Origin of the sequence: Dysosmobacter acutus, assembly GCF_018919205.1 — a bacterium.
In the GTDB taxonomy this organism is placed as follows: Bacteria; Bacillota; Clostridia; order Oscillospirales; family Oscillospiraceae; genus Oscillibacter; species Oscillibacter acutus.
Window position 1 is genome coordinate 2,507,851 of the sequence record NZ_JAHLQN010000001.1, and the last position, 21,415, is coordinate 2,529,265.

22 protein-coding genes, 3 tRNA genes and 2 riboswitches are annotated in these 21,415 nt (G+C 59.6%); of the genes, 13 read left to right on the top strand and 12 right to left on the bottom strand.

What is annotated here, in order from left to right:
* Positions 1-58: 58 nt before the first annotated feature.
* From KQI82_RS12060 to KQI82_RS12085, 6 genes are all read right to left on the bottom strand, one after another.
* On the bottom strand, positions 59-1,039 hold the full coding sequence (locus KQI82_RS12060; RefSeq protein ID WP_216632993.1) for a sensor histidine kinase: 981 nt from the start codon (positions 1,037-1,039) through the stop codon (positions 59-61).
* Positions 1,040-1,041: 2 nt separating this feature from the next.
* Positions 1,042-1,719, bottom strand: a complete 678-nt coding sequence (locus KQI82_RS12065; protein WP_216632994.1) for a response regulator transcription factor — start codon at positions 1,717-1,719, stop codon at positions 1,042-1,044.
* A gap of 264 nt (positions 1,720-1,983) precedes the next feature.
* A tRNA-Leu gene (locus tag KQI82_RS12070) sits at positions 1,984-2,071 on the bottom strand.
* A 66-nt stretch (positions 2,072-2,137) separates the two neighbouring features.
* Positions 2,138-2,225: transfer RNA gene (locus KQI82_RS12075), tRNA-Leu, on the bottom strand.
* Between the two features lie 39 nt (positions 2,226-2,264).
* Positions 2,265-2,349: transfer RNA gene (locus KQI82_RS12080), tRNA-Leu, on the bottom strand.
* Between the two features lie 192 nt (positions 2,350-2,541).
* Complete coding sequence (locus KQI82_RS12085) at positions 2,542-3,252, bottom strand: NAD-dependent protein deacylase (RefSeq protein WP_216632995.1); 711 nt, start codon at positions 3,250-3,252, stop codon at positions 2,542-2,544.
* Between the two features lie 44 nt (positions 3,253-3,296).
* Between KQI82_RS12085 and KQI82_RS12090 the strand changes: the two genes are divergently transcribed.
* Positions 3,297-3,632 (top strand): arsenate reductase family protein, encoded by a 336-nt coding sequence (locus KQI82_RS12090; protein ID WP_216632996.1) that lies wholly within the window; start codon positions 3,297-3,299, stop codon positions 3,630-3,632.
* 70 nt (positions 3,633-3,702) lie between these two features.
* On the opposite strand, the gene KQI82_RS12095 is transcribed toward KQI82_RS12090, so the two are convergent.
* Genes KQI82_RS12095 through KQI82_RS12105 form a run of 3 tightly spaced genes read right to left on the bottom strand, consistent with a single transcriptional unit; the run spans position 3,703 to position 6,802 of the window.
* Positions 3,703-4,869 carry a cation diffusion facilitator family transporter gene (locus KQI82_RS12095; RefSeq protein WP_216632997.1) on the bottom strand — a complete coding sequence of 389 codons (1,167 nt, stop codon included), beginning with the start codon at positions 4,867-4,869 and terminating at the stop codon, positions 3,703-3,705.
* Positions 4,866-6,194 carry a Na+/H+ antiporter NhaC family protein gene (locus KQI82_RS12100; RefSeq protein ID WP_216632998.1) on the bottom strand — a complete coding sequence of 443 codons (1,329 nt, stop codon included), beginning with the start codon at positions 6,192-6,194 and terminating at the stop codon, positions 4,866-4,868. Before KQI82_RS12100 ends, KQI82_RS12095 begins: the two co-directional genes overlap by 4 nt.
* Entirely contained in the window at positions 6,194-6,802 is a 609-nt protein-coding gene (locus tag KQI82_RS12105; protein WP_216632999.1) for a hypothetical protein, read from the bottom strand. The genes KQI82_RS12100 and KQI82_RS12105 overlap by 1 nt, the downstream gene beginning before the upstream one ends.
* Positions 6,803-6,944: 142 nt before the next feature.
* On the opposite strand from KQI82_RS12105, the gene spoVAD reads away from it, so the two are divergent.
* The gene (spoVAD, locus tag KQI82_RS12110; protein ID WP_216633000.1) at positions 6,945-7,961 is read left to right on the top strand and encodes a stage V sporulation protein AD; all 1,017 of its coding nucleotides are present in this window, start codon (positions 6,945-6,947) and stop codon (positions 7,959-7,961) included.
* 9 nt (positions 7,962-7,970) lie between these two features.
* The gene (gene spoVAE, locus KQI82_RS12115) at positions 7,971-8,327 is read left to right on the top strand and encodes a stage V sporulation protein AE (RefSeq protein WP_216633001.1); all 357 of its coding nucleotides are present in this window, start codon (positions 7,971-7,973) and stop codon (positions 8,325-8,327) included.
* Positions 8,328-8,386: 59 nt separating this feature from the next.
* On the opposite strand, the gene KQI82_RS12120 is transcribed toward spoVAE, so the two are convergent.
* The 3 genes from KQI82_RS12120 to KQI82_RS12130 all read right to left on the bottom strand — a co-directional run bounded on the left by KQI82_RS12120 (position 8,387) and on the right by KQI82_RS12130 (position 10,907).
* A complete protein-coding gene (locus KQI82_RS12120; RefSeq protein WP_216633002.1) occupies positions 8,387-8,641 on the bottom strand; it encodes a hypothetical protein in 255 nt (84 codons plus the stop codon).
* 286 nt (positions 8,642-8,927) lie between these two features.
* Complete coding sequence (locus tag KQI82_RS12125) at positions 8,928-9,773, bottom strand: tyrosine-type recombinase/integrase (protein ID WP_216633003.1); 846 nt, start codon at positions 9,771-9,773, stop codon at positions 8,928-8,930.
* Positions 9,774-10,397: 624 nt separating this feature from the next.
* The gene (locus tag KQI82_RS12130) at positions 10,398-10,907 is read right to left on the bottom strand and encodes an SLOG family protein (RefSeq protein ID WP_216633004.1); all 510 of its coding nucleotides are present in this window, start codon (positions 10,905-10,907) and stop codon (positions 10,398-10,400) included.
* 150 nt (positions 10,908-11,057) lie between these two features.
* Here KQI82_RS12130 and KQI82_RS12135 point away from each other — a divergent pair, with 150 nt between their 5' ends.
* From KQI82_RS12135 to gcvPB, 10 genes are all read left to right on the top strand, one after another.
* Positions 11,058-11,282 carry a helix-turn-helix domain-containing protein gene (locus KQI82_RS12135; RefSeq protein WP_216633005.1) on the top strand — a complete coding sequence of 75 codons (225 nt, stop codon included), beginning with the start codon at positions 11,058-11,060 and terminating at the stop codon, positions 11,280-11,282.
* Between the two features lie 94 nt (positions 11,283-11,376).
* Positions 11,377-11,511, top strand: a riboswitch (FMN riboswitch).
* A gap of 126 nt (positions 11,512-11,637) precedes the next feature.
* A complete protein-coding gene (locus KQI82_RS12140) occupies positions 11,638-12,255 on the top strand; it encodes an ECF transporter S component (RefSeq protein ID WP_216633006.1) in 618 nt (205 codons plus the stop codon).
* Positions 12,256-12,441: 186 nt separating this feature from the next.
* Entirely contained in the window at positions 12,442-14,367 is a 1,926-nt protein-coding gene (locus KQI82_RS12145; RefSeq protein ID WP_216633007.1) for an LTA synthase family protein, read from the top strand.
* A 13-nt stretch (positions 14,368-14,380) separates the two neighbouring features.
* Complete coding sequence (locus KQI82_RS12150) at positions 14,381-14,770, top strand: SRPBCC family protein (RefSeq protein ID WP_216633008.1); 390 nt, start codon at positions 14,381-14,383, stop codon at positions 14,768-14,770.
* Positions 14,771-14,906: 136 nt separating this feature from the next.
* Positions 14,907-16,112 carry a DNA polymerase IV gene (dinB, locus tag KQI82_RS12155; protein ID WP_216633009.1) on the top strand — a complete coding sequence of 402 codons (1,206 nt, stop codon included), beginning with the start codon at positions 14,907-14,909 and terminating at the stop codon, positions 16,110-16,112.
* Positions 16,113-16,115: 3 nt separating this feature from the next.
* Entirely contained in the window at positions 16,116-16,697 is a 582-nt protein-coding gene (locus tag KQI82_RS12160) for a 5-formyltetrahydrofolate cyclo-ligase (RefSeq protein WP_216633010.1), read from the top strand.
* Positions 16,698-16,932: 235 nt separating this feature from the next.
* Positions 16,933-17,024: riboswitch (glycine riboswitch) on the top strand.
* A gap of 78 nt (positions 17,025-17,102) precedes the next feature.
* Complete coding sequence (gene gcvT / locus KQI82_RS12165) at positions 17,103-18,200, top strand: glycine cleavage system aminomethyltransferase GcvT (protein ID WP_216633011.1); 1,098 nt, start codon at positions 17,103-17,105, stop codon at positions 18,198-18,200.
* 49 nt (positions 18,201-18,249) lie between these two features.
* Entirely contained in the window at positions 18,250-18,627 is a 378-nt protein-coding gene (gcvH, locus tag KQI82_RS12170) for a glycine cleavage system protein GcvH (RefSeq protein WP_216633012.1), read from the top strand.
* A gap of 38 nt (positions 18,628-18,665) precedes the next feature.
* A complete protein-coding gene (gene gcvPA / locus KQI82_RS12175) occupies positions 18,666-19,979 on the top strand; it encodes an aminomethyl-transferring glycine dehydrogenase subunit GcvPA (protein ID WP_216633013.1) in 1,314 nt (437 codons plus the stop codon).
* Between the two features lies 1 nt (position 19,980).
* On the top strand, positions 19,981-21,405 hold the full coding sequence (gene gcvPB / locus KQI82_RS12180) for an aminomethyl-transferring glycine dehydrogenase subunit GcvPB (RefSeq protein WP_216633014.1): 1,425 nt from the start codon (positions 19,981-19,983) through the stop codon (positions 21,403-21,405).
* Positions 21,406-21,415 lie beyond the last annotated feature (10 nt).

Below are 21,415 nucleotides of genomic sequence, written 5' to 3' on the forward strand. Positions count from 1 at the left end.
ACTGTGCTGCCATCGCTTTGGCTTACACTCCGGCCCCCAATCTTACACTTTTGCAAGGTTACTCCAAAACCTGCTTCCCCTCCGGCAGCAGCACCCGGACAATGGTCCCCTTCCCCGGCCGGGACACGATGGAAACGGAACCGCCCAACTTGTCCAATATCCTCCGGCAGAGGTAGAGCCCGATGCCGGTGGATTTTTTCTCCGCCCGCCCATTTTGCCCTGTAAACCCCTTTTCAAACACACGGGGCAGGTCCTCCTCCCGGATTCCAATGCCCGTGTCCGAGACCACCAGCGTCTGCCCGTCTCCATAGACCCGGACCTCGCCGCCTTCCGGCGTATACTTGATGGCGTTTGAGAGCAGCTGCCCCACCACAAAGGAGAGCCACTTCTCATCCGTGAGCACGCTGCGTCCCGTCTCGTCGAAACGCAGGGATATCTTTTTGAGCACAAACAGCTTTGCATACCGGCGCGCGCAGGCGCGGACCAGCTCGTCCAGACTGCACCGGCGCAGCACATAGTCCGTGGAGTCGCCGCCCAACCGGAGATAGGTCAGCACCATCTCCACGTACTGCTCGATCTTCAAAAGCTCCGCGCCCATCGCCTCCCGGCTGGCCTCCTCCGTCTGGAGCAGCAGGCTCATGGCTGCCACCGGCGTCTTAATCTGGTGGACCCAGAGGGTAAAATAGTCCAGCATGTCTTTGCTTCTGTCCTCTCCCTCCGCTACAATCCGGGCCCTGTCCTGGCAGAGGGAGCGCACCAGCGCCTGGTAGTCCGCCTCCAGCGCGCCCTGGGGCGGTGGGAGGCAGAAGGAGAGCTCCTCCACGTTCGCCAGCAGCCGCTTGAGCTCCCGATGGGTGCGCAGATACCGCCGGTACCCCACAAAGAAGAGCACAAGCCCGATTAGCAGGCACAGGGAGGCCGCGTAAAAGACCGCCTCCGCCTGCAGATCGTAGAGGGCAAAGACCGACGCGAACACGACGGCGAACAGGGCCAGCATCAAAATCAGCTTGTACTGACGCTTGATATAAGAAATCAGCATACTCACTCCACCAGATAGCCGGCGCCCTTTTTGGTCTGAATCAGGTCCGAAAGGCCGGCGCTCCCCAATTTTTTCCGCAGCCGGGTCATATTGACCGTCAGCGTGTTTTCATCCACAAAGGCATCCGACTCCCACAGCCGTACCATCAGGGTTTCCCGGCTGACGATCCTGCCCCGGTTCTCTATCAGCAGCTGCAATATCCGTAGCTCGTTGCGGGTCAGCTCCACCCGTCTGCCCCCGGCGCTGAGCGAGGAGTCCGACACATTCAGCACCGCCCCTCCGCAGCTGAGCACATGGGCCGGAGCGCCGAAGTCGTAGGTACGGCGCAGCAGCGCCTGCACCTTTGCCGTCAATACCGGCAGCTCAAAGGGCTTGGGCAGAAAGTCGTCCCCTCCCATATTGACCGCCATAATGAGGTTCATGTCGTCGGAGGCGGAGGAGATAAACACCACCGGCACCTTGGACACCCTGCGCAGCTCCGCGCACCAGTGATAGCCGTTGAAAAAGGGCAGGGAGATGTCCATCAGCACCAACTGGGGATCAAAGGCGGCAAACTCCTCCAGCACGTGCTCAAAATCCGTAACACAGCGGACCGTGTATCCCCAGCTTTTCAGATGCTCCTCCATCACCCGGGCAATGACGCCGTCGTCCTCCACAATTAAAATCCGATATCCTTCCAAGTGAGTCCCTCCTGTCCCTTCCGCGCAGTACCGCCATTGTACATTGTTTTGCCTGGAATTGCAATTTTCCCCTGTGCCGGCTGAAAAAAAAACAGGCAGGAGCAGATCTGCTCCTGCCTGTTGCGAAAGATCAGCTGTTCTGTGGGTTTTCTTCCGGCCCGTTTTCGTCGACCCCACCCGCAGGGCCGATGATGCAGCGGAGAGTCCCGCAAAGCGGATTGCACTTAAAAAATCGGAGCAAGCGTCATTTCGCTTGCTCCGATATGGTGCGCGAGGCGGGACTTGAACCCGCACGTCCGTAATGGACACTAGAACCTGAATCTAGCGAGTCTGCCAATTCCACCACTCGCGCGTATCGATATGCAGTTTATAAAAGGTCAAAATGGTTCCCACCGAAGAATTTCTCTCCGATGGGAGTTGGTGCGCGAGGCGGGACTTGAACCCGCACGTGCGTAATGCACACTAGAACCTGAATCTAGCGAGTCTGCCAATTCCACCACTCGCGCGTATAAACTTCCTGTCGCCCTGTCGCCGGAAAGAGCAGATGGTGCGAGTGACGGGACTTGAACCCGTACGTCGTTCGACACACGCCCCTCAAACGTGCCTGTCTACCAGTTCCAGCACACTCGCAGATCAACGCTTCCAAAAAACGACTGCTTGATTATTATAGCGAGTAGCCGCCGCTTTGTCAACCATAATTTGCGGTTCTTTTTGAAAGATTTTCCCTCCGGCCCGGCAGGACCGGAGGGCCGCGCATCCATCAGGAAAAAGACAATACCGTGTTGCCGAAAGAGCCTCTCTGTGGTAAAGTGGTGCCGTTCCCTATATTTGAGCCAGGGTTTCGGCGATGGGCCGGTCGATGAACAGGTCCGCTTCACCGCCTACCGCGGTCTTGTTGATGACCACTACGTTTCGGCCCCGGAAATAGTGGACCAGCCCCGCCGCGGGATAGACGCTCAGGGAGGTTCCCCCGATGATCAGCAATTCCGCATCCGTCAGGCATCGGACCGCATCGGTCAGCGTGGTGCTGTCCAACCCCTCCTCATAGAGCACCACGTCGGGCTTGATCCGTCCGCCGCAGGTGCAGCGGGGGATTTCTTCGCCGTGGAGGATCGCCTCCATGGGGTAGAATTTTCCGCACCGCTCACAGTAGTTGCGCAGCGTGCTGCCGTGGAGCTCCAGCACGGTTTTGCTTCCCGCGGCCTGATGCAGGCCGTCGATGTTCTGCGTGATCACCGCCTTCAGCTTTTCCCTTGCCTCCAGCTCCGCCAACTTGCGGTGGGCCGCATTGGGCTTTGCCCCCGGGCACAGGAGCTTGCTGCGGTAAAAGCGGAAAAACTCCTCTGGATTTTGCTTGTAGAATGTGTGGCTGAGGATGGTTTCCGGCGGGTACCTGTACTGCTGATGGTACAGCCCGTCCACACTGCGAAAGTCGGGAATGCCGCTCTCCGTGCTCACTCCGGCGCCGCCAAAGAACACAATATTGTCAGAGCCCTCCACCAGTTCTTTCAGCTTTCTGATCCTTTCGTCCATTTGATTTGACCCCCTTTTAATCTATGCAGACAGGAGACTTGCGGATGAATATTCAAATTTTCGGTTCCAGTAAATCCTTTGACACAAAAAAGGCGGAGCGCTGGTTCAAAGAGCGGCGCATCAAATACCAGTATGTGGACCTTCCTGCCAAGGGTCTCTCCCCAAGGGAGTATCAGTCCGTCAGGCAGAAGGTGGGCTATGCGGCGCTGGTGAACACCAGGTGCCGGGCCTATGCGGACCTCTACATGGCCTATATCACGCCGGAAGCGGCGGAGGAAAAGCTGTTGGAGCACCCGGAGCTGTTCAACACGCCCATCGTCCGCAACGGGAAAGAGGCCACCGTGGGCTACTGCCCCGAGGTCTGGAGCAAATGGGAGTGAGGTCCTCCCCATCATATCACACAGTGTGCAAAAAAGGAAAGCAGCCTGTCTTGTGGCAGGCTGCTTTTTATCAAATGTAGGACTTTTCCACCGTCACCACGGCATAGTAGTTTCCCTCCATGGTGCGCACGGCCCGGCTGATGGCCTGGGCTGCCTCCTCATCGGACATCCGAAACTGAAATGGCACCACGGCGTCAAAAATCACATTGGTGTGTGTGGGGCCGCTGACCATGCGGAAGTCGTGAATGGAAATGGACGGATCCACCACGTGCACCAGCTCCGTCACCTTCCTGCGGGTCTGCTCGGTGACATCGTCGTCCGTGACCACCGGGTCCATGTGAATGACCGCCTCACAGCTGAGCTTTTCGCGCAGCTCCCGCTCAATGTTGTCGATCTCATCGTGAAGCGTCATGATGTCCTCGTGGGAGGGTACCTCGGCATGGAGGGAGATCATCAGGCGGCCCGGTCCGTAGTCGTGGACCACCAGGTCGTGGATGCCCCGGACGCCCTGGTGCGCCATGACCAGAGACTCAATTTCGTGCACAAATTCCGGCGTGGGCGGCTGGCCCAGAAGCGGGCTGATGGTGTCCCTGGCCGCGCCGTAGCCCGTCCACAGGATGAACAGGGCCACCAGCACGCCGCACCAGCCGTCGATCTGCAGTCCGGTAAAGTGGCCCACCAGGGAGGCGGCCAGCACCACCGCGGTGGAGATGCTGTCGGACAGGCTGTCCATGGCCGTGGCCCGCATGGCCGGAGAGCTGATCTTCTTTCCCACGCTGCGGTTATAGAGGCACATGTACACCTTTACCACAATGGAGGCCGCCAAAATCCCAACGGCCAGAACGGAGAACTCCACCTCACCGGGGTGGAGGATTTTTTCGATGGAGGATTTTCCTAACTCCAGGCCCATCAGCAGAATCAGCACCGACACCACAAGGCCGGAGAGGTATTCCACCCGTCCGTGGCCGAATGGGTGATTCTTATCCGGTTTCTGGCCCGCTAACTGAAACCCAAGCAGCGTGATCAGGGAGGAGCCGGCGTCGGAGAGGTTGTTGAAGGCATCGGCGGTGATGGCGATGGACCCGGAGATGGTCCCGGCAAACAGCTTCCCGGCAAACAGCAGAATATTCAGGCAGATTCCCACCGCGCCGCACAGCAATCCATAGGCCTTGCGCACCGGTGCGGAGGCGTACTGCCGGTAATCTTTGATGAGGGCTTTCGCCAGCAGAGAAATCATGCAAGTCTTTCCTTTCGGGAAATTTGTTCATGAAAATGGGGGCGGGTAAAATAGTAGCAAAGAGGCAGCACGTAGTGCAGCACCGCGTAGGGTGCCGCGCTGAGTCCCGCTCCCAACATGGCAAGGGGGATGGTCAGGGAGATGCTCCAGGGCACCAGTTCCGCCAACACCACGCCTGTGTTGGCGATGTCTATGGCCAGGTCTGTCGGAGAATTGTCCTTGCGGCGGTAGGTCTGCCTCAGGAGCTGCTCATCCATAAAGACCATCACGCTCTGATTACAGAATATGAAAACGCTGGCCACGCTGACCAGGGCCGTGGTTAAGTAGAGACCAATGCGGTCGGCCAGAGAGTCCACATGATGGCGCACAGGCTCCAGCAGGTTGGCGCCCTCCAGAATCCCGGAGTAGAGGCTGGTGATAAAGATCATGCCCATGGAGGACGCCATGGAAAAGAGCCCGCCGCCGTGGAGAACCCGGGCCAGCAAGGGGTCCGCCGGATCGTAGCCCAGCACAAGCGTGCGCAGCATTTCCCCCGCTCCCATGCCTTGGAGCGCCACCGTAATCACTGCCGCGGATACGATGCTCAGCACCATGGTCAGCTTGATCTCCACCTTGCAAAGAGGCAGCACCAGCATGATGAGCGCCGGCACCACAACCACCCAGTGGAGGCTGAACCGGCCGGCCAGGGCGCCAAGAATCTCCCCGTCCACCCGGGCGATGGGGTGCATATAGGAGAGCAGGGCGTACACGGCCGTGGTCAATGCCAGCGGCACCAGCACCGTCCGCTGGGTCAGCTGCAGATTGCGGCGCATCTCGGTTCCCGTCACGGCGCTGATCAGTGCCAGGCAGGAGGAGGCCGGCGAACAGCGGTCGCCGAAATAGGAGCCGGAGAGAATGGCCCCCGCCGTCACCGCCACGCTGACCCCGCCGCTGCGGGCCAGGGCCATGAGAATTATGCCCGCCGTGCCGATCACGCCGAAAGAACTGCCTAACAGCAGTGAGAGCACCGTGGTCAACAGAAAGGCAATCAGGATAAAGAAGGAGGGCGTCACCGCCCGAACCCCGTAATAGGAGAAAAAGGCAATGGTCCCGCAGGAGCGCCACATGGCGGTCAGCATCCCGATGCAGATCAGAATCTGCACCACGATCAGCGCCTTCTTCCCTTTTCTCCACGCCATCGCCCACAGGGCTTTCGCGCAGTAGCCCCGCTTCAGTCCCATGGCAAAAAAGAGGACAAGGCCAAAAAAAATCGCGTACAGCAGCGGCCGCCCCGTCACAAGGCAGGCCCCCACCGCCGTCAGAAACAGCAAAAAGCAAACAGCCATTATTTCCCCCTGATCTGGAGCTTCATATGACAGCACAGCCGGTCCAGATCCTCGTCCGTGGCGGCGGGCAGGCGCAGCTTTGCGCCGCAGTCCCTGCACACCAGGTCCACGGCCGCATGGCGCACCTCAATGGAATATCTCCCTGAGCCGCAGGAGCAGGTGATGCCGTTGGGGCGCTTTGCAATCTCCTTCAGTTCGCAGAGCACTTCATACATGATGACATTGTCCAAAAACGCCTCCGGGTTTTCCTTTTGCTCCCGCTCTTTTTCCACCAGCACCGCAAGTTCCCGCAGAGCTGGCTCCACACGCTCCATGGGGCCGATGTAGCAGCACAGCTGGCCGGTTTCGGTGCAGCCCAGGCCGACGCCGTTCCCCTCCAACAGCGCCTCCGGCCGGCAAAAGGCCTGATGCGTCTCGCCGCAGATCCCGCAGGGCACCAGCACCCGGAACCGCTCCCCCTCGTTTTCCACCCGCAGCGCGCTGGCCCCGCACTCGCAGGCCACTTCCGCATTGGACGCCTCCAGGGCAAACACGCTGCGGGTGCCGATCACCGGCTTGCCGCAGTCCGGGCAGATATAGCCGAAGGTCCGCATCTGTTCGCCGTTCATAGTAAATTCCTCCCAACTCGTTATCAGGCAAATATTATACCTGCTTCCACTGTGGAATTCCAGTCTTTTCTTCTATTTTCCAAAAATGTGTGATATTTTTCCCACCCGGGGAAATACTACATCCACGGAAAGGAGCGTGCATATGACAAGCAAACAACTGGGAAAACGAACGGTGGCCTTTGCCTCGCCGCCGTCGGTGATCTCTTTTTCCAATATAGGCGGCAAAATGGAAAGCCGCGGCCCCCTTGCAGACTATTTTGACGAGTTAGACCAGGACTCCTTCTTTGGCGAGAAAACCTGGGAAAAGGGTGAATCCGCCATGCAGAAGCGGGTTTTGAACCGGGCGCTGCAAAAGGCGGGGATGGCCCCCGCCGACCTGGACTATATTTTCGCGGGAGACCTGCTGAACCAGTGCATCGGTTCCTCCTTCGGCCTGCGGGAGTTCGGCGTGCCCTTCCTTGGCCTCTATGGAGCCTGCTCCACCATGGGCGAGAGCCTTGCCATGGCGGCCATGGCCATTGACGGCGGCTTTGCCACGCTGGCCGCGGCCATGACCTCCTCCCACTTCTGCACGGCGGAGCGGCAGTACCGCATGCCCGTGCCCTACGGCAACCAGCGGACTCCCACCGCCCAGTGGACCGCCACCGCCGCCGGATGCTGCATCTTAGGCGCCCAGGGCGACGGGCCCTATATCACCCATGCCACCTGCGGCAGGATCGTGGACCTTGGCATCTCCGACGTGAACAACATGGGCGCGGCCATGGCCCCCGCCGCCCACGATACGCTGCTGTCTTTTTTCCAGGACACCAACACCTCCCCCTCCGATTTCGACCTGGTGGTCACCGGGGACCTTGGGGCTCTTGGCCATGAAATCCTCTGCGATCTGATGGCCCAGGACGGCGTCAGGATGGGGAAGAACTACAAGGACTGCGGGCTGCTGCTCTATGACCTGGAGCAGCAGGATATGCACGCCGGAGGGTCTGGCTGCGGCTGCTCGGCCTCCGTGCTCAACGGCTATTTGCTGCGGGGCATGCGGGAAAAGCGGTGGAAGCGCATTCTCTTCGCCCCCACCGGCGCACTGCTCTCACCAACCTCCTCCTTCCAGGGGGAATCCATCCCCGGCATCAGCCACGCCATCTGCATATCCAATACCAAGTGAGGTGACTCTATGGACTACTTGAATGCGTTTCTTTGCGGCGGTATCCTCTGCGCCATCGGGCAGATTCTCATCGATAAGACCCAGCTGACTCCCGCCCGCATCCTCACCGGCTACGTGGTGTCCGGCGTGATTCTGGGGGCCCTGGGCATTTATGAGCCCATCGTCCAGTGGGGCGGCGCCGGAGCCACCGTCCCCCTGACCGGCTTTGGTTACAACCTGGCCAAGGGCGTGAGCAAGGCCGTGGGTGAGAAGGGCTGGCTGGGCGTCCTCACCGGAGGGCTCACCGCCACCGCAGGCGGCATCGCAGCGGCCGTGCTGTTCGGCTTCCTCATGGCCATGCTGTTTCGCCCCGGCGACAAACGCTAAACAAGGGAAAGACGGCGGACTCCCGTACAAGGAGGCGCCGTCTTTCCCTTGTTTTCCGCTCATCCGCCGCGCAGCGACAGAATCAGCCGCGCCCGCGCTGCCTCGGCGGTTTCCCGGGGCCGTTCCCGGGACAAATAGGCAAGCGCGTCGTTCCACTCCCGCAGCGGTGCCGCTTCCGCGGCTACGCCCTCCAGCACCCTTGCAAGGTGCAGCCGCTGCCATCCCTGGAGCTGGCGCAGGTCCGACAGGTATTCGCAGCCCGCGTGAAGCTGCATGGCCTCCAGCAGGGAAATCGCCGTACTTCCACTCAGCATGTGTCACTCCTTCCGCTTCCAAACAACAAAATCAACATTTTGCATTAAGCTCCGGCCGCCTTTTTCAGTTGAGTCCGGAAAACCGGAGGACAGGCGGTACGATAAAGGGCTTTAAGAGCCGTTTGGAGGCACGGAGACCAGGCCGCAAAACAGCTGTGTTCTGCGGCCTGATCCGGTGCGCGCAAATTGGGAAATCACTTGTATTTTCCAAAGGTTCGTGGTATGATTCCAACAGAATATGTAGCCAAGGCGGATTGGCCGCTGCGGCAAAATGTTGATTTTGTCGCTAACGGATCAGTCCCAGCCTGTCTATCTGCTCCCTCTGCTCCGCGCCGGTGGCCAGCAGATAGATGCGGGTGGTTTCGATGCAGGAGTGGCCCAGCACATCGGCCAGGTGGGCAATGTCCCGGCAGGCCCTGTAAAACGTGGCCGCGAAGAGATGGCGGAGGTTGTGGGGAAACACCTTGGAGGGTTCCACCCCGGCATGTCTGCACAGCCGCTTCATCTCCGCCCAAATCTGCCGCCGCGAAAGGCCTTTTCCGCTTCCCGTGAGAAAGATCTCACCGGAGGCGATTTTTTGCTTTTTGGCGTATTTCAACAGCTTCCTGCAGAGCTTTTCGGGCAGGAGGATCACCCGGATTTTCCCCTTCAGCGACACCTCCGCGCGCCCCGCAAGGGCCGCCTCCACAGTGAGATAGCGCACCTCGCTGACCCGCACCCCGGTTCCGCCGATGGCCTCCATCAGCAGAGCCAGCCGCTCCTGTCCCCGCTCCCGCGCGGTGTCAAGCAGCCGTCCGTAGTCGCCGCGGCTCAGCTCCCGGCTGGCCTCCCGGAACATCCGCCGCTGGACCTTTAAGAATTTCACCCGGTATCCCTCCCATCCCGCAAAGCGGAAAAAGCCGTTGAGCGCGGCCAGCATGGAGTTGATGGTGACCGGAGCGTAACCATGGTCCAAAAGATGGGCCTTCCACCGGGCGGCGTCCTCCCTGGCCACTGCCCGCCCCTCCATCCAGCGGGCGAAGGCATTCACATCCCGCAGGTATTTTTCAATCGTGCCGGCGCTTCGCTCCTCGCCGCGGAGATGCTGTTCAAAAGCCGCGATCTCCCGCTGTGTCATCAGATATCCATTCATGTTCATAACCTCCGCAGTGTGATGGCTTATTTTACCTTGCCGGAGGCACTCTATTCAAAATAGAGAAGCCGCCTGATTCCCACAGCATCGCCGGCGGCATTCGTTCTTCCGATTTTTGTATATTTTGCACAATAACAAATCGTTTTACTTTCAATTTTTGTAGAATTCGTTTCCACCCCCTTGACTTTTCAGGGAGCCTATTGTATGCTGTAGACACAGGGAAGGAGTGAGTCCCATGGGCCACGAAATTCTCAGAAGATAGATCCTATCTCAGAACTCCTATCCCAGAGCAAATTCTGATCCCGGAGCAAATCCCTATCCCAGCCGTTCGGAACAACTGGCGCTAACAGCAAAACCAAAACAGCACTCACTCTGATGAGAAGCATGAGGAAGTATCCTGCGTGCAATGTGTTTCCGGTCGTTTGCATAGCAATCCACAGTCGTTTCAACTCCGTTCCGGACGAACCCGTAGAAAGTTAGAGGTAGCAAGTTTGACCGAAAATCAGAAAGAGCGGTAGCCCCCCATTCGCGTTGGACGAATGGGGGGTTGTGCCATGTATAAGGGCCTGGTCAAACTGCCGCCCATAATGAACAAGACCCGCCGGAACTCCGGCGGGTCTTGTTCTATCGCAGCACCGTGGGCAGGTCCACCACACTGACTCCCCGCTCCATGGCGTACTGGACCGTATAGCGCGTACCGCCGGGCAGGCCGTCGAACACGGCAATCAGGATGGAGGAGTGGTCCACCATATACCGGTCCCGCCGCTGCATGCAGGTGCTGGAGTACTTCTCCTGCACTACCGTCTCATAGTCGCACTGCGCAAGCAGCGCGCGGTAGCGCCGCTGCTGCGCCGGAGGCCATGTGTCCGCCTGGGTGAGGCAGGGGATCGCCGCCTCTATCGTCACCTCCGGGTGCATCTCCCGCAGCCGGAGCACGGCCTCCGCAAAAAAGAGGTCGCAGCCCAGCGCCATGCCGCAGATGAAATGCCGCATCCCCTCCTGGTATGCGGCCTCCACCGCGTCCCACAGCCGCTGCTTCAAATTCAGGCACCTAAGGTCTCCCTCGTCCGTTCCCCAGGGCAGCTTCCCCGGCCGGTGGCCGGTAAAGCTGCAGGTACTCTGCCGTCCTCTCATCCCGCTCCCCCTCTGCCAATTTAAATTCAGTATAGAACAAATTTTCTATTTTGTAAAGTGGAGAATTGATCTCCACCAACAATCGTTAGTATATTCTTCATTTTAGCCTCATATACTAAGTGTGTCAAGAACAATTGTGGGTGCTTGTATATGAGAGATGTTTTAGCCAGCCGCCTCCGCCAGTGCAGGGTCGAGGCAGGATTGACCCAGGGCCAGGTGGCAATCTACTGCAATATCACTGAAAAAACCTACCAGAACTATGAGCTGATGACCCGGGAGCCAAAGCTGGATATCCTGGTGCGCATTGCGGAGTATTACCAGGTTTCCCTGGATTATCTGGCGGGGCGGACGGACCGGAAGGAAGTTTGCCGGTAAATGCCCAGGCTTCCACGCTTCCGGCGCTTCCAAAATTTCCTCTTGCATTTTGATGCGGGGGTGATTATAATGGAGTGCGGAAAAACAATTGAATCTATGTCTTCGGGGCGGGGTGCAAGTCCCCACCGGCGGTGATTCCCTCAATGGGCTGAGTCCGCGAGCTGTTATACAGCACGAACCGGTGCGAATCCGGTACCGACAGTTACAGTCTGGATGGTAGAAGATGAGTACGGCAGGGAGTGGTTCCTTGCTGTTTGTTCACCTTGGAAGGCACATGCTTTCAAGGTGTTTTTTCTTGCCTCAGGGCAAAAAATTCAGCGCCTTTTGGCGCGCAAACAGCAAAGGAGACTGTATTATGGAACGAGTAGAAAACGCGGCAGGAAGCCGCACACAGAGCAAAACCCACAGAATCACCGTCACCGCCATGCTTTCGGCGGTGTCCGCGGTACTGATGTTTGTGGACTTCTCCGTCCCCTTTATGCCCGCATTCATCAAGATGGACGTCTCGGAGCTTCCGGCCCTTCTGGCCTCCTTCAGCCTGGGCCCGGTCTATGGCGTGGCCGTATGCTTCATCAAAAACCTGATCAACTGCCTGCGCACCTCCACCGGCTGCGTCGGCGAGCTTTGTAACTTTTTGTTGGGCGCCATCTTCGTATATGTGGCGGGCGTCGTCTATCTGCGCTTCCACAACCACAAGAGCCGCAAGGGCGCCATCATCGGCTCCGTCCTGGGGGCCCTGGCTATGGCGGTGCTCAGCGTGCCGCTGAACTACTATCTCACCTATCCCATCTACGCCAAGCTGATGCCCATCGATGTGATCGTCGGCATGTACCAGGCCATCCGCCCCTCCGCCAACGGCCTTCTGGACTGCCTCGTGACCTTCAACATGCCCTTCACCTTCCTCAAGGGGCTGATCGACGTGATCCTCTGCTTCCTGATCTATAAGCCCCTGTCCCCCCTGCTGCATAAATAAGCTTCTCTCTTTGATGCGCCGCCCGATATCGGGCGGCGTATTTTTTCTCTTCCGGCCGCGCTGGCAGAAGGTGAAATTTTTGGTCAGGCGGCACAAGTTGAATTTTCATTCCGTCTATGATATATTAAAGCATCGTGAATTTCACGTAAAATCCGATTTTTACCCATAAGGAAGGAACTCGCAATCATGGAATCCAATCTTCAGACGGCGCCGGAGGAGCAGTACTCCCCCGCTGTCAGGCCCCTCACTGTTCCGGATCATTCAGAGGGAGCTGCGTCTTCTGCCGGGGCAGAAGACGGCTCTGCGCGCAGAGCCGGACGGTGGGCGCTGCCCGCATGGCTGAAAGACCGGCAAAACCTCTCCCGGGCGGTATTTTGGATCGGTCCTTTCGCCTCCTACTGCGGCGTGGAGCTGATGAATACCAACAATCCCTTCACTGATTTAAATATCGGGCAGATTTTTTTCAACCTTTTGTGGTACAGCCTGATCTACTGGGTGATGCGGATGGTGACGGGCCGGAGGAATCTGTCCGCCGGCATCAGCGCAGTGTTCTGCTTTGTCATCGGCCTTTTGAACCACTATGTTCTGGCCTTTCGGGGCCGGGTCATCTTCCCCGTCGACCTTCTGTGCCTTCAGACCGCCGCCAATGTGGCCTCGGACTACGACTACACACCGGATCGAACCGTTTGGTCCGCCCTGGCCATTTTACTGGTCTACCTGGTGCTTTTGTTTCTGGTCCCCCGCCACAGGGGCCGGAACAGGCTGCGCCTGCGCACCTGTCTCCTCTCCTGGGGCGTCATCGGGGCGTTCCTCTTTGCCTTTTTCTGCACGGGCCTGCTGCCCACCGTGGGCATTTACGCCCAGCAGTGGCGGACCCAGCAGAACGGCTGGCTGCTGAACTTCATGACCTCCCTCAGCTACAGCTTTGTCCGCGCGCCGGAGGGATACGACCTGGACCGGGTCAATGAGATCGCACAGCGTTATCCCGGCACCGCCGTCGTGGACGGGGCGGAGTACCCGGTAAACCTGATCGTGGTCATGAACGAATCCTTTGCGGACCTCGGCGGTTTTGACAAGTTGGAGCTTTCCGAGGACCCGCTCCCCTACTACCATTCGCTGACGGAGAATACGATCAAGGGCACCATGTACTCCCCCGTTACCGGCGGCGGCACCGCCAACGTGGAGTTTGAATATCTGACCGGCGATTCCCTGGCCTTTCTGCCCTCCTCCACCGTGGCCTATCAGCTCTACCTCTATGACAACTGCCCCTCCCTTGTCTCCCAGGCCAAGGCCCTGGGCTATCACACCATCGCCTTCCACCCCTACTATTCCTCCGGTTGGAACCGCACCTTTGTCTATGACTGGCTGGGCTTTGACGAGCAGCTCTACGACGAGGACGTGCAAAACCCCGCATATATCCGAAAGTACATCAGCGACTCAAACGACTATGAACAGCTCTACCGGATGACCGATGAATCGGAGGAGCCCACCTTTATCTTCAATGTGACCATCCAGAACCACAGCGGCTACCAGCAGGGGTGGAACAACCTGGAGCGCACCGTGGAGCTCTCCGGCGACAGTCAGGGCAAATCGCCGGTTGCCGCCCAGTTCTTCTCCCTGATGCGCGAGAGCGACAACGCCATCCGGGAGCTCATCGAACACTACAGCGCCTCCGACGAGCGCACCATGATCGTCTTTTTCGGCGACCACCAGCCCCCCCTGGAGAACTCCTTCTACGAGTACCTCTACGGCAAGAAGTTGGGGGAGCGCACCACGGAGGAGGCCATGGTCCAGCACGAGACCCCGTTTTTCATCTGGGCCAATTACGACATCCCCGAATCCAAGGACGTGCGCATCAGCTCCAATTACCTGGGCACTCTCACCGCACAGGCAGCGGGTTTCCCCCTCACCGGCTACCAGCAGCTCCATGCCGCGCTGATGGAGCAGTTCTACGTAACCACCACCATCGGCTTTCGCACCGCCGACGGCCTGGTGACGGAGGAGGAAGCGGAGCTCACCGAAGAGCAGCAGGCCCTCTACGACGACTACCGGATCATGGCCTACAACCACCTCTTTGACGATGACAATCACCCGGAGGGATTTTACAGCTGACAGGAGGGATTTCATGGCCGTCATCCAGGATACGCTGCGCGCCGCGCCGGAGCAGGTCTGGGCTCTTGTGACGGACCTTGGCCGCTGGGACTGGCGCAGCGATTTGAGCCGCATCGAACCCACGGAGGGTGGGTTTATCGAGTACACAAAGAGCGGCCGCCCCACCGCCTTCACCATCACGGAATTTGACCCGCCCCGGTATTACGCCTTCTCCATGGAAAATGACAATCTCACCGGACGGTGGGCCGGTCGCTTTTCACCTCATCCCTCCGGCGGCACCGCCGTGGAGTTTCGTGAGGAGGTTTTTCCCAAAAAGCCGCTGCTGAAGCTTGCGGCAGGGTTCTATCTGAGGCGCCAGCAAAAGCAGTATCTCATGGATTTGAAACAGGCACTGGGCGAATGAATTACTCCCCGGCGGAATACCGCCGGGGAGATTTCTCTGGAAAATGCGGCTCATCTATGGCATACTGACAGCAGGCGCGGGGGACTGCGGCAGGGGGCGTGCCTCTGAGCCTCACCGGCAAAGGAGGGAGGCAATCGTGGAACGAACCATACTGCACTGTGATCTAAACTGTTTTTACGCCTCCGTGGAGCTGCTCTCCCACCAGGACCTGCGCGATGTGCCCATGGCGGTGTGCGGCGACCCCGGCGCCCGCCACGGCATCATTTTGGCCAAAAACGAGCCTGCCAAGCAGATGGGCGTGATCACGGCGGAAACCATCTGGCAGGCCAAGCGGAAGTGTCCCGATCTGGTGCTCCTTCCGCCCCACCACGACCTCTACCGGGAGTACTCCAAACAGGTCAACGCCCTCTATAATCAGTACACCGACCTGGTGGAGCCCTTCGGCATCGACGAAAGCTGGCTGGACATCACCGGCTCCGCCCACCTCTTCGGCGGCGACGGCGTCAGGATCGCCGACGAGCTCCGCCGCCGGATCCGGGAGGAGTTCGGCCTGACCGCCTCCGTCGGGGTCAGCTTCAACAAGGTCTTTGCCAAATTGGGCAGCGACTATAAAAAGCCGGACGCAACCACCCTCATCTCCCCGGCAAACTGGAGGGAGATCGTGTGGCCTCTGCCGGTGGGGTCGTTGCTCTTTGTGGGGCAGGCCGTGAAGAGGGCTCTGGGCCGGTTCGGGATCACCACCATCGGCCAGCTGGCCGGGTGCAGCGGCGAGATGTTAGAGGGTCTTTTGGGCAAGCAGGGGCTTCAGCTCCACGCCTATGCCAATGGGCTGGACCAGTCCCGGGTGCTGAGCGCCGCAGAGCGCGAGCCGGTGAAATCCGTGGGGAACAGCTCCACCTTCTCCAGAAATCTGACCACCTGGGACGAGGTGCGCACCGGCATCGCCATGCTCTCGGACAGCGTGGCCATGCGCCTGCGCCGCCACAGCCTCTGCGCCGGCGGGGTCCAGGTCACGGTCCGGAATCCGGAGTTTCAAAACCGCTCCCGCCAGACCCAGTTTTCCCATCCCACCCACCTGATGCGGGACCTCTCCGACGGCGCGCTGGAGCTGGTCAAAACCATCTGGCGTCCCCCGTCCCCCATCCGGATGCTCTCCGTCACCGCCATCCATCTGGTGGCGGAGGAGGAGTCCTACTCCCAGCTGGACCTTTTGAACAGTGCAGCAAAAAGTGAAAAACAGGAAAAACTGGAGCGGGCCATGGATTCCATCCGGGGCCGCTACGGAAAAGATGCCATCGCCTTTGGCTCTCCGGCCGGGCGACTGGACGAAACGGAGGATTGAACCATGGAGATTGCGGAAGAGAAAAAGGCTTTGCGCCGTGAGGTGCGCATGGCGGAACGTGCCCTCCCTCTGGAGGAGAAGCTTTGTTCCGACGAGCGGATCCTCACCCGGCTGCGGACGCTGAGCGAATACCAAAACGCCGACACGGTGTTCTGCTTTGTGGGAACGCCCCACGAGATCGACACCCGCCCCATCCTTCTGGACGTGCTCTCCTCCGGCCGCAGGCTCTGCGTTCCCCGCTGCCTGGCCGGCGGCCGGATGGAGCCGGTGGTCATCCGCTCCTTAAACGACCTCTCTCCCGGCGCCTATGACATTTTGGAGCCGGTGGCCTCCTGCCAGGTGCTCCAAAGCAGCGAGGTGGACTTCACGGTGGTGCCCTGCCTCTCCTGCGACCGCTCCGGCCGCCGCCTGGGCCGGGGCGGCGGCTATTACGACCGCTTTCTGGCGGACTACCGGGGCCAGGCGGCAATGGTGTGCCGGGAGTCTCTGATGCGGCGGCGCATCCCTGCGGATTTGTATGACCAGACCATCGAAATACTTGTGACAGATGCCCAAATCTACCACTGCCGGACAGATGAGATATAGGCAATCGTTTACATGCGCACACATGGAAAATGCCCTGCAATACAGGGCGTTTTCTCCTTTTAGCTCAGGTAAAATTTCTTGACACCGCTTCCGCTTTTTGGTATCCTATCTTCAACAAAAACAATCAAACAGGCCGCGTGTCTGTGTAAAAAATTGCATATTGTCGGATGAATGATTCAGAAGAGGCCAAGCTGCGGGCGGCAATCCGCGCTGCACGGGGCAGAGGACTGGATCGGGACGAATCTCTGAAAAGCATGACACATGCACCGGCGGGGCAACCGGACCATGGTCCGGGAATCTCTCAGGTAAAGACACAGAGGCGCAACAAGAACTCACACTACAAGGGGGTAAGTTGCGCCTCTGTCTTTTTAATACTTAATTTTTGTGGATGGAGGCACATAAATTATGGAAAAGAAAACGCCACTGTACCAGACCCACGTGGACCTGGGCGGGAAGATCGTCGAGTTCGGCGGCTACCTGATGCCGGTCCAGTACGGCGCTGGTGTCATCGCCGAACACATGGCGGTCCGTCAGAAGGTCGGCCTGTTCGACGTCTCCCATATGGCCGAGCTGATTCTGGAGGGCCCAGACGCTGTTGCCAACATTCAGCATCTCGTCACCGCGGACATCTCCAAAATGGTGGACGGCCAGGTCAAGTACGCCATGCTCTGCAACGACAAGGGCGGCATTGTGGATGACCTTGTGATCTACCGCCGCTCCGCCGATAAATACCTGCTGGTGGTCAACGCCGGCAACCACGAAAAGGACGCCGCCTGGGTGGAGTCCCACATCAGCGGCGACGTGCATTACGCCGATGTGTCCGAGCAGGTGGCCCAGCTGGCCCTGCAGGGTCCCAAGGCCGGCGAGGTGCTGAAAAAGCTCTGCGACGAGGCGCAAATCCCCCAGAAATACTACCACTTCACCGAGGGCGCCTCTTTGAAGGCAGGCGGGCGGGACATCCCCGCCATCGTCTCCCAGACCGGCTATACCGGCGAGTTCGGCTTTGAGATCTACTGTAGGGCCGAGGACGCGGTGACGCTCTGGAACGCCCTGCTGGAGGCCGGCAGCGAGGAGGGAATCCTGCCCTGCGGCCTCGGTGCCCGCGACACGCTGCGCCTGGAGGCCAGCATGCCCCTCTACGGCCATGAGATGAACGACGACATCTCCCCCAAGGAGGCGGGGCTCCCCTGTAAGTTGGACGGCAAGGACTTCATCGGCCGGGACGCCATCATCGCCCGGGGCGCCCCCACCATCAAGCGCATCGGCATGAAGGTGGTGGGCCGCGGCATTCCCCGGGAGCACTGCGACCTCTACGCCTTAGACGGCAGGAAGGTGGGCTGGGTCTCCTCCGGCACCCACTGTCCCTTCCTGGGGCACGCCGTGGCCATGGGCTATGTGAACGTGGAGGAGAACGAGGTGGGCAGGCACCTCAACGCCGACGTCCGCGGCCGCATGGTGGAGGTGGAGATCGTCTCCCTTCCCTTCTACAAGATTGAGCGCTGAACAAATCATTCAAACAGAAACAAATTGAGAATAAATGGAGGATATGAGTATGAACTTTCCCGCTGAACTGAAGTATTCCAAGTCCCATGAGTGGGTCAAGATGTTAGATGACACCACCGCCCTGGTGGGCATCTCCGACTTTGCCCAGGAGGAGTTGGGCGACCTGGTGTTCATCAACCTGCCCCAGGTGGGCGACAGTGTCACCAAGGAAGAGGCCATGTGCGATGTGGAGTCCGTCAAGGCTGTCTCCGACGTCATGTCCCCGGTCACCGGCGTGGTGGCCGAGGTCAACGAGGAGCTGTTGGACGCCCCTGAAAAGCTCAACGACGACCCCTACGGCGCATGGATCGCCAAGATCGAGAACATCACCGATACGGAGGAGCTGTTGGACGCGGCGGATTATGAGTCCTTTACCAAGGAAGCCTGAGCCGGTTTTCGATCTATCCAGGAAAGAAAGGTGATTTGATGGGTACATACGTTCCCAATTCCCCTGCTGTACAAAGGGAAATGATAGATGTCATCGGCGCAAAATCCATTGATGAGCTCTATGGCAATGTGCCGAAAAAGATGCTGGTGAAGCATCTGGACCTGCCCGCCGGCATGAGCGAGCTGGAGGTCCGCTCCGCAGTCACGGCCATGGCGGAGAAGAACACGGTTTTCAAGACCTGCCTCCGGGGCGCGGGCGCGTACCGCCACTTCATTCCCTCCGTGGTAAAATCCGTCTCCTCCCGGGAGGAGCTGGTCACCGCCTACACGCCCTATCAGGCGGAGATCAGCCAGGGCATTCTCCAGTCCATCTTCGAATACCAGACCATGATCTGTGAGCTCACCGGCATGGCGGTCTCCAACGCCTCCGTCTACGACGGAGCCACCGCCGCTGCGGAAGCCGTCACCATGTGCCGGGACCGCAGGCGCACCAGGGCCTACATCTCCGCCACGGTTCAGCCCAGCGTCATCGAAACGGTGAGGACCTATTGTTTCGGCTCCGATACGGAGCTGGTGGTGGTGCCAGCCAAGGGCGGCCGCACCGACCTGAAGGCCCTTAAGGAGATGTTAAGCGCCGACGCCGCCTGTCTGATCCTTCAGCAGCCTAACTACTACGGCCTGATGGAGGACGCCGACCAGGCCGGGGAGATCGTCCACGCCGCAGGCGCCAAGTTTGTCCTGTCCGTCAACCCCATCGCCTGCGCCCTGATGAAGACCCCCGCCGAATACGGGGCCGACGTGGCCGTGGGCGACGGCCAGCCCCTTGGGCTGGACCTTGCCTTCGGCGGCCCGTACCTTGGCTTCATGGCCGCGACGAAAGCGATGATGCGCAATCTGCCGGGCCGCATTGTGGGCCAGACCCACGACGTGGACGGCAACGTGGGCTATGTGCTGACCCTCACCGCCCGCGAGCAGCACATCCGCCGCGAGAAGGCCTCCTCCAACATCTGCTCCAACCAGGCGCTGTGCGCCTTCATGGCCGGCGTGTACATGAGCGCCATGGGTGCCGAGGGCATGCGCCAGGCCGCCACCCTCTCTATGTCCAAGGCCCATTACTTTGCCAAGGCTCTGGAAAGGGAGTTGGGCTGGAAGCTGAAGTACAAGGGCGAATTTTTCCACGAATTTGTGACGGAAGTGGATGACAAGACCGCCAAAAAGGCCCTGAAGGCCCTGGAGAAAAACGGCATCTTAGGCGGCCTGAGCGTGGAGGGCGGCCTTCTCTGGTGCGTCACCGAGGTGGTTCCCCGCTCCGAGCTGGACCGGGCGGTTGCAATTTTGAAGGAGGTGTGCTGAGATGAAACTGATTTTTGAGCAGGGTTCCCCTGAGCAGCACATGACCCTTCTGCCCGAGTGCGACGTGCCGGTTGTCAAGCTGAAGGAAACCCGCCAGGTTCCCCTCCGGCTGCCCCACGTGTGCGAAAACGAGCTGACCCGCCACTACACCGCCCTTGCCAAGCGGGTCCACGGTGTCAATGACGGCTTCTATCCCCTTGGCTCGTGCACCATGAAATATAACCCCAAGATCAATGAGGATATGGCCGCCCTGCCCGGCTTCACCCAAGTCCATCCCTCCCAGAGCGAGGGGACGGTCCAGGGTTGCCTGGAGGCGATGTACACCGCTGAGAAGTACCTCTGCGAGATCACCGGCATGGACGGCGTGACGCTCCAGCCCGCGGCCGGCGCCCAGGGTGAGTTCACCGGCCTTCTGCTCATCAAGGCCTACCACACCCATCGCAAGGACCTTGCCCGCAAGAAGATCATCGTCCCCGACTCCGCCCACGGCACCAACCCCGCCTCCGCCGTGATGGCCGGCTTCACCGTGGTCAATATTCCCTCCGCTCCCGACGGATGCGTGGACCTGGAGGCTCTCCGGGCGGCCGTCGGCCCCGACACCGCCGGACTGATGCTCACCAATCCCAACACCGTGGGCATCTTTGACAAAAACATCCTTGAGATCACCCAGATCGTCCACGACGCGGGAGGCCTCTGCTACTATGACGGCGCCAATCTCAACGCGGTCATGGGTGTGGTCCGCCCCGGCGATATGGGCTTTGATGTGATCCATCTCAACCTACACAAGACCTTTTCCACGCCCCATGGCGGCGGTGGCCCCGGCTCCGGCGCGGTGGGCTGCAAGGCTCTTTTGAAGGACTTCCTGCCCGGTCCCGCCGTGGCGGAGAAAAACGGCAGATACGCCTTCTGCACCCCAAAACACTCTATCGGCCGCATGAAGAATTACTATGGCAACTTCTCCGTGGTGGTCAGAGCCATGACCTATATGATGACCCTGGGCAAGGAGAACATCCCCGAGGCCGCCCGCAACGCCGTTCTCAATGCCAACTACATGATGGCGCGGCTGAAGGACACCTATGACATGGCCTATGGCGGCTACTGCATGCATGAGTTCGTCATGACCCTGGACCGGCTCCACAACGAGACCGGCGTATCCGCCATGGACATCGCCAAGGGCCTTTTGGACAACGGCATCCATCCGCCCACCATGTACTTCCCCCTCATCGTCCATGAGGCGCTGATGGTGGAGCCCACGGAGACGGAGAGCAAGGAGACAATGGACCACGCCTGCGACGTGTTCCTGAAACTCTACAAGGAGGCCAAGGCCAATCCCCAGGCTCTGCACGACGCGCCGGTGTGCACGCCGGTCCGCCGCCTGGACGAGGTGGGTGCCGCCCGCAATCCGGTTCTGCGTTACAGCTTTTGAGAACCAGGCG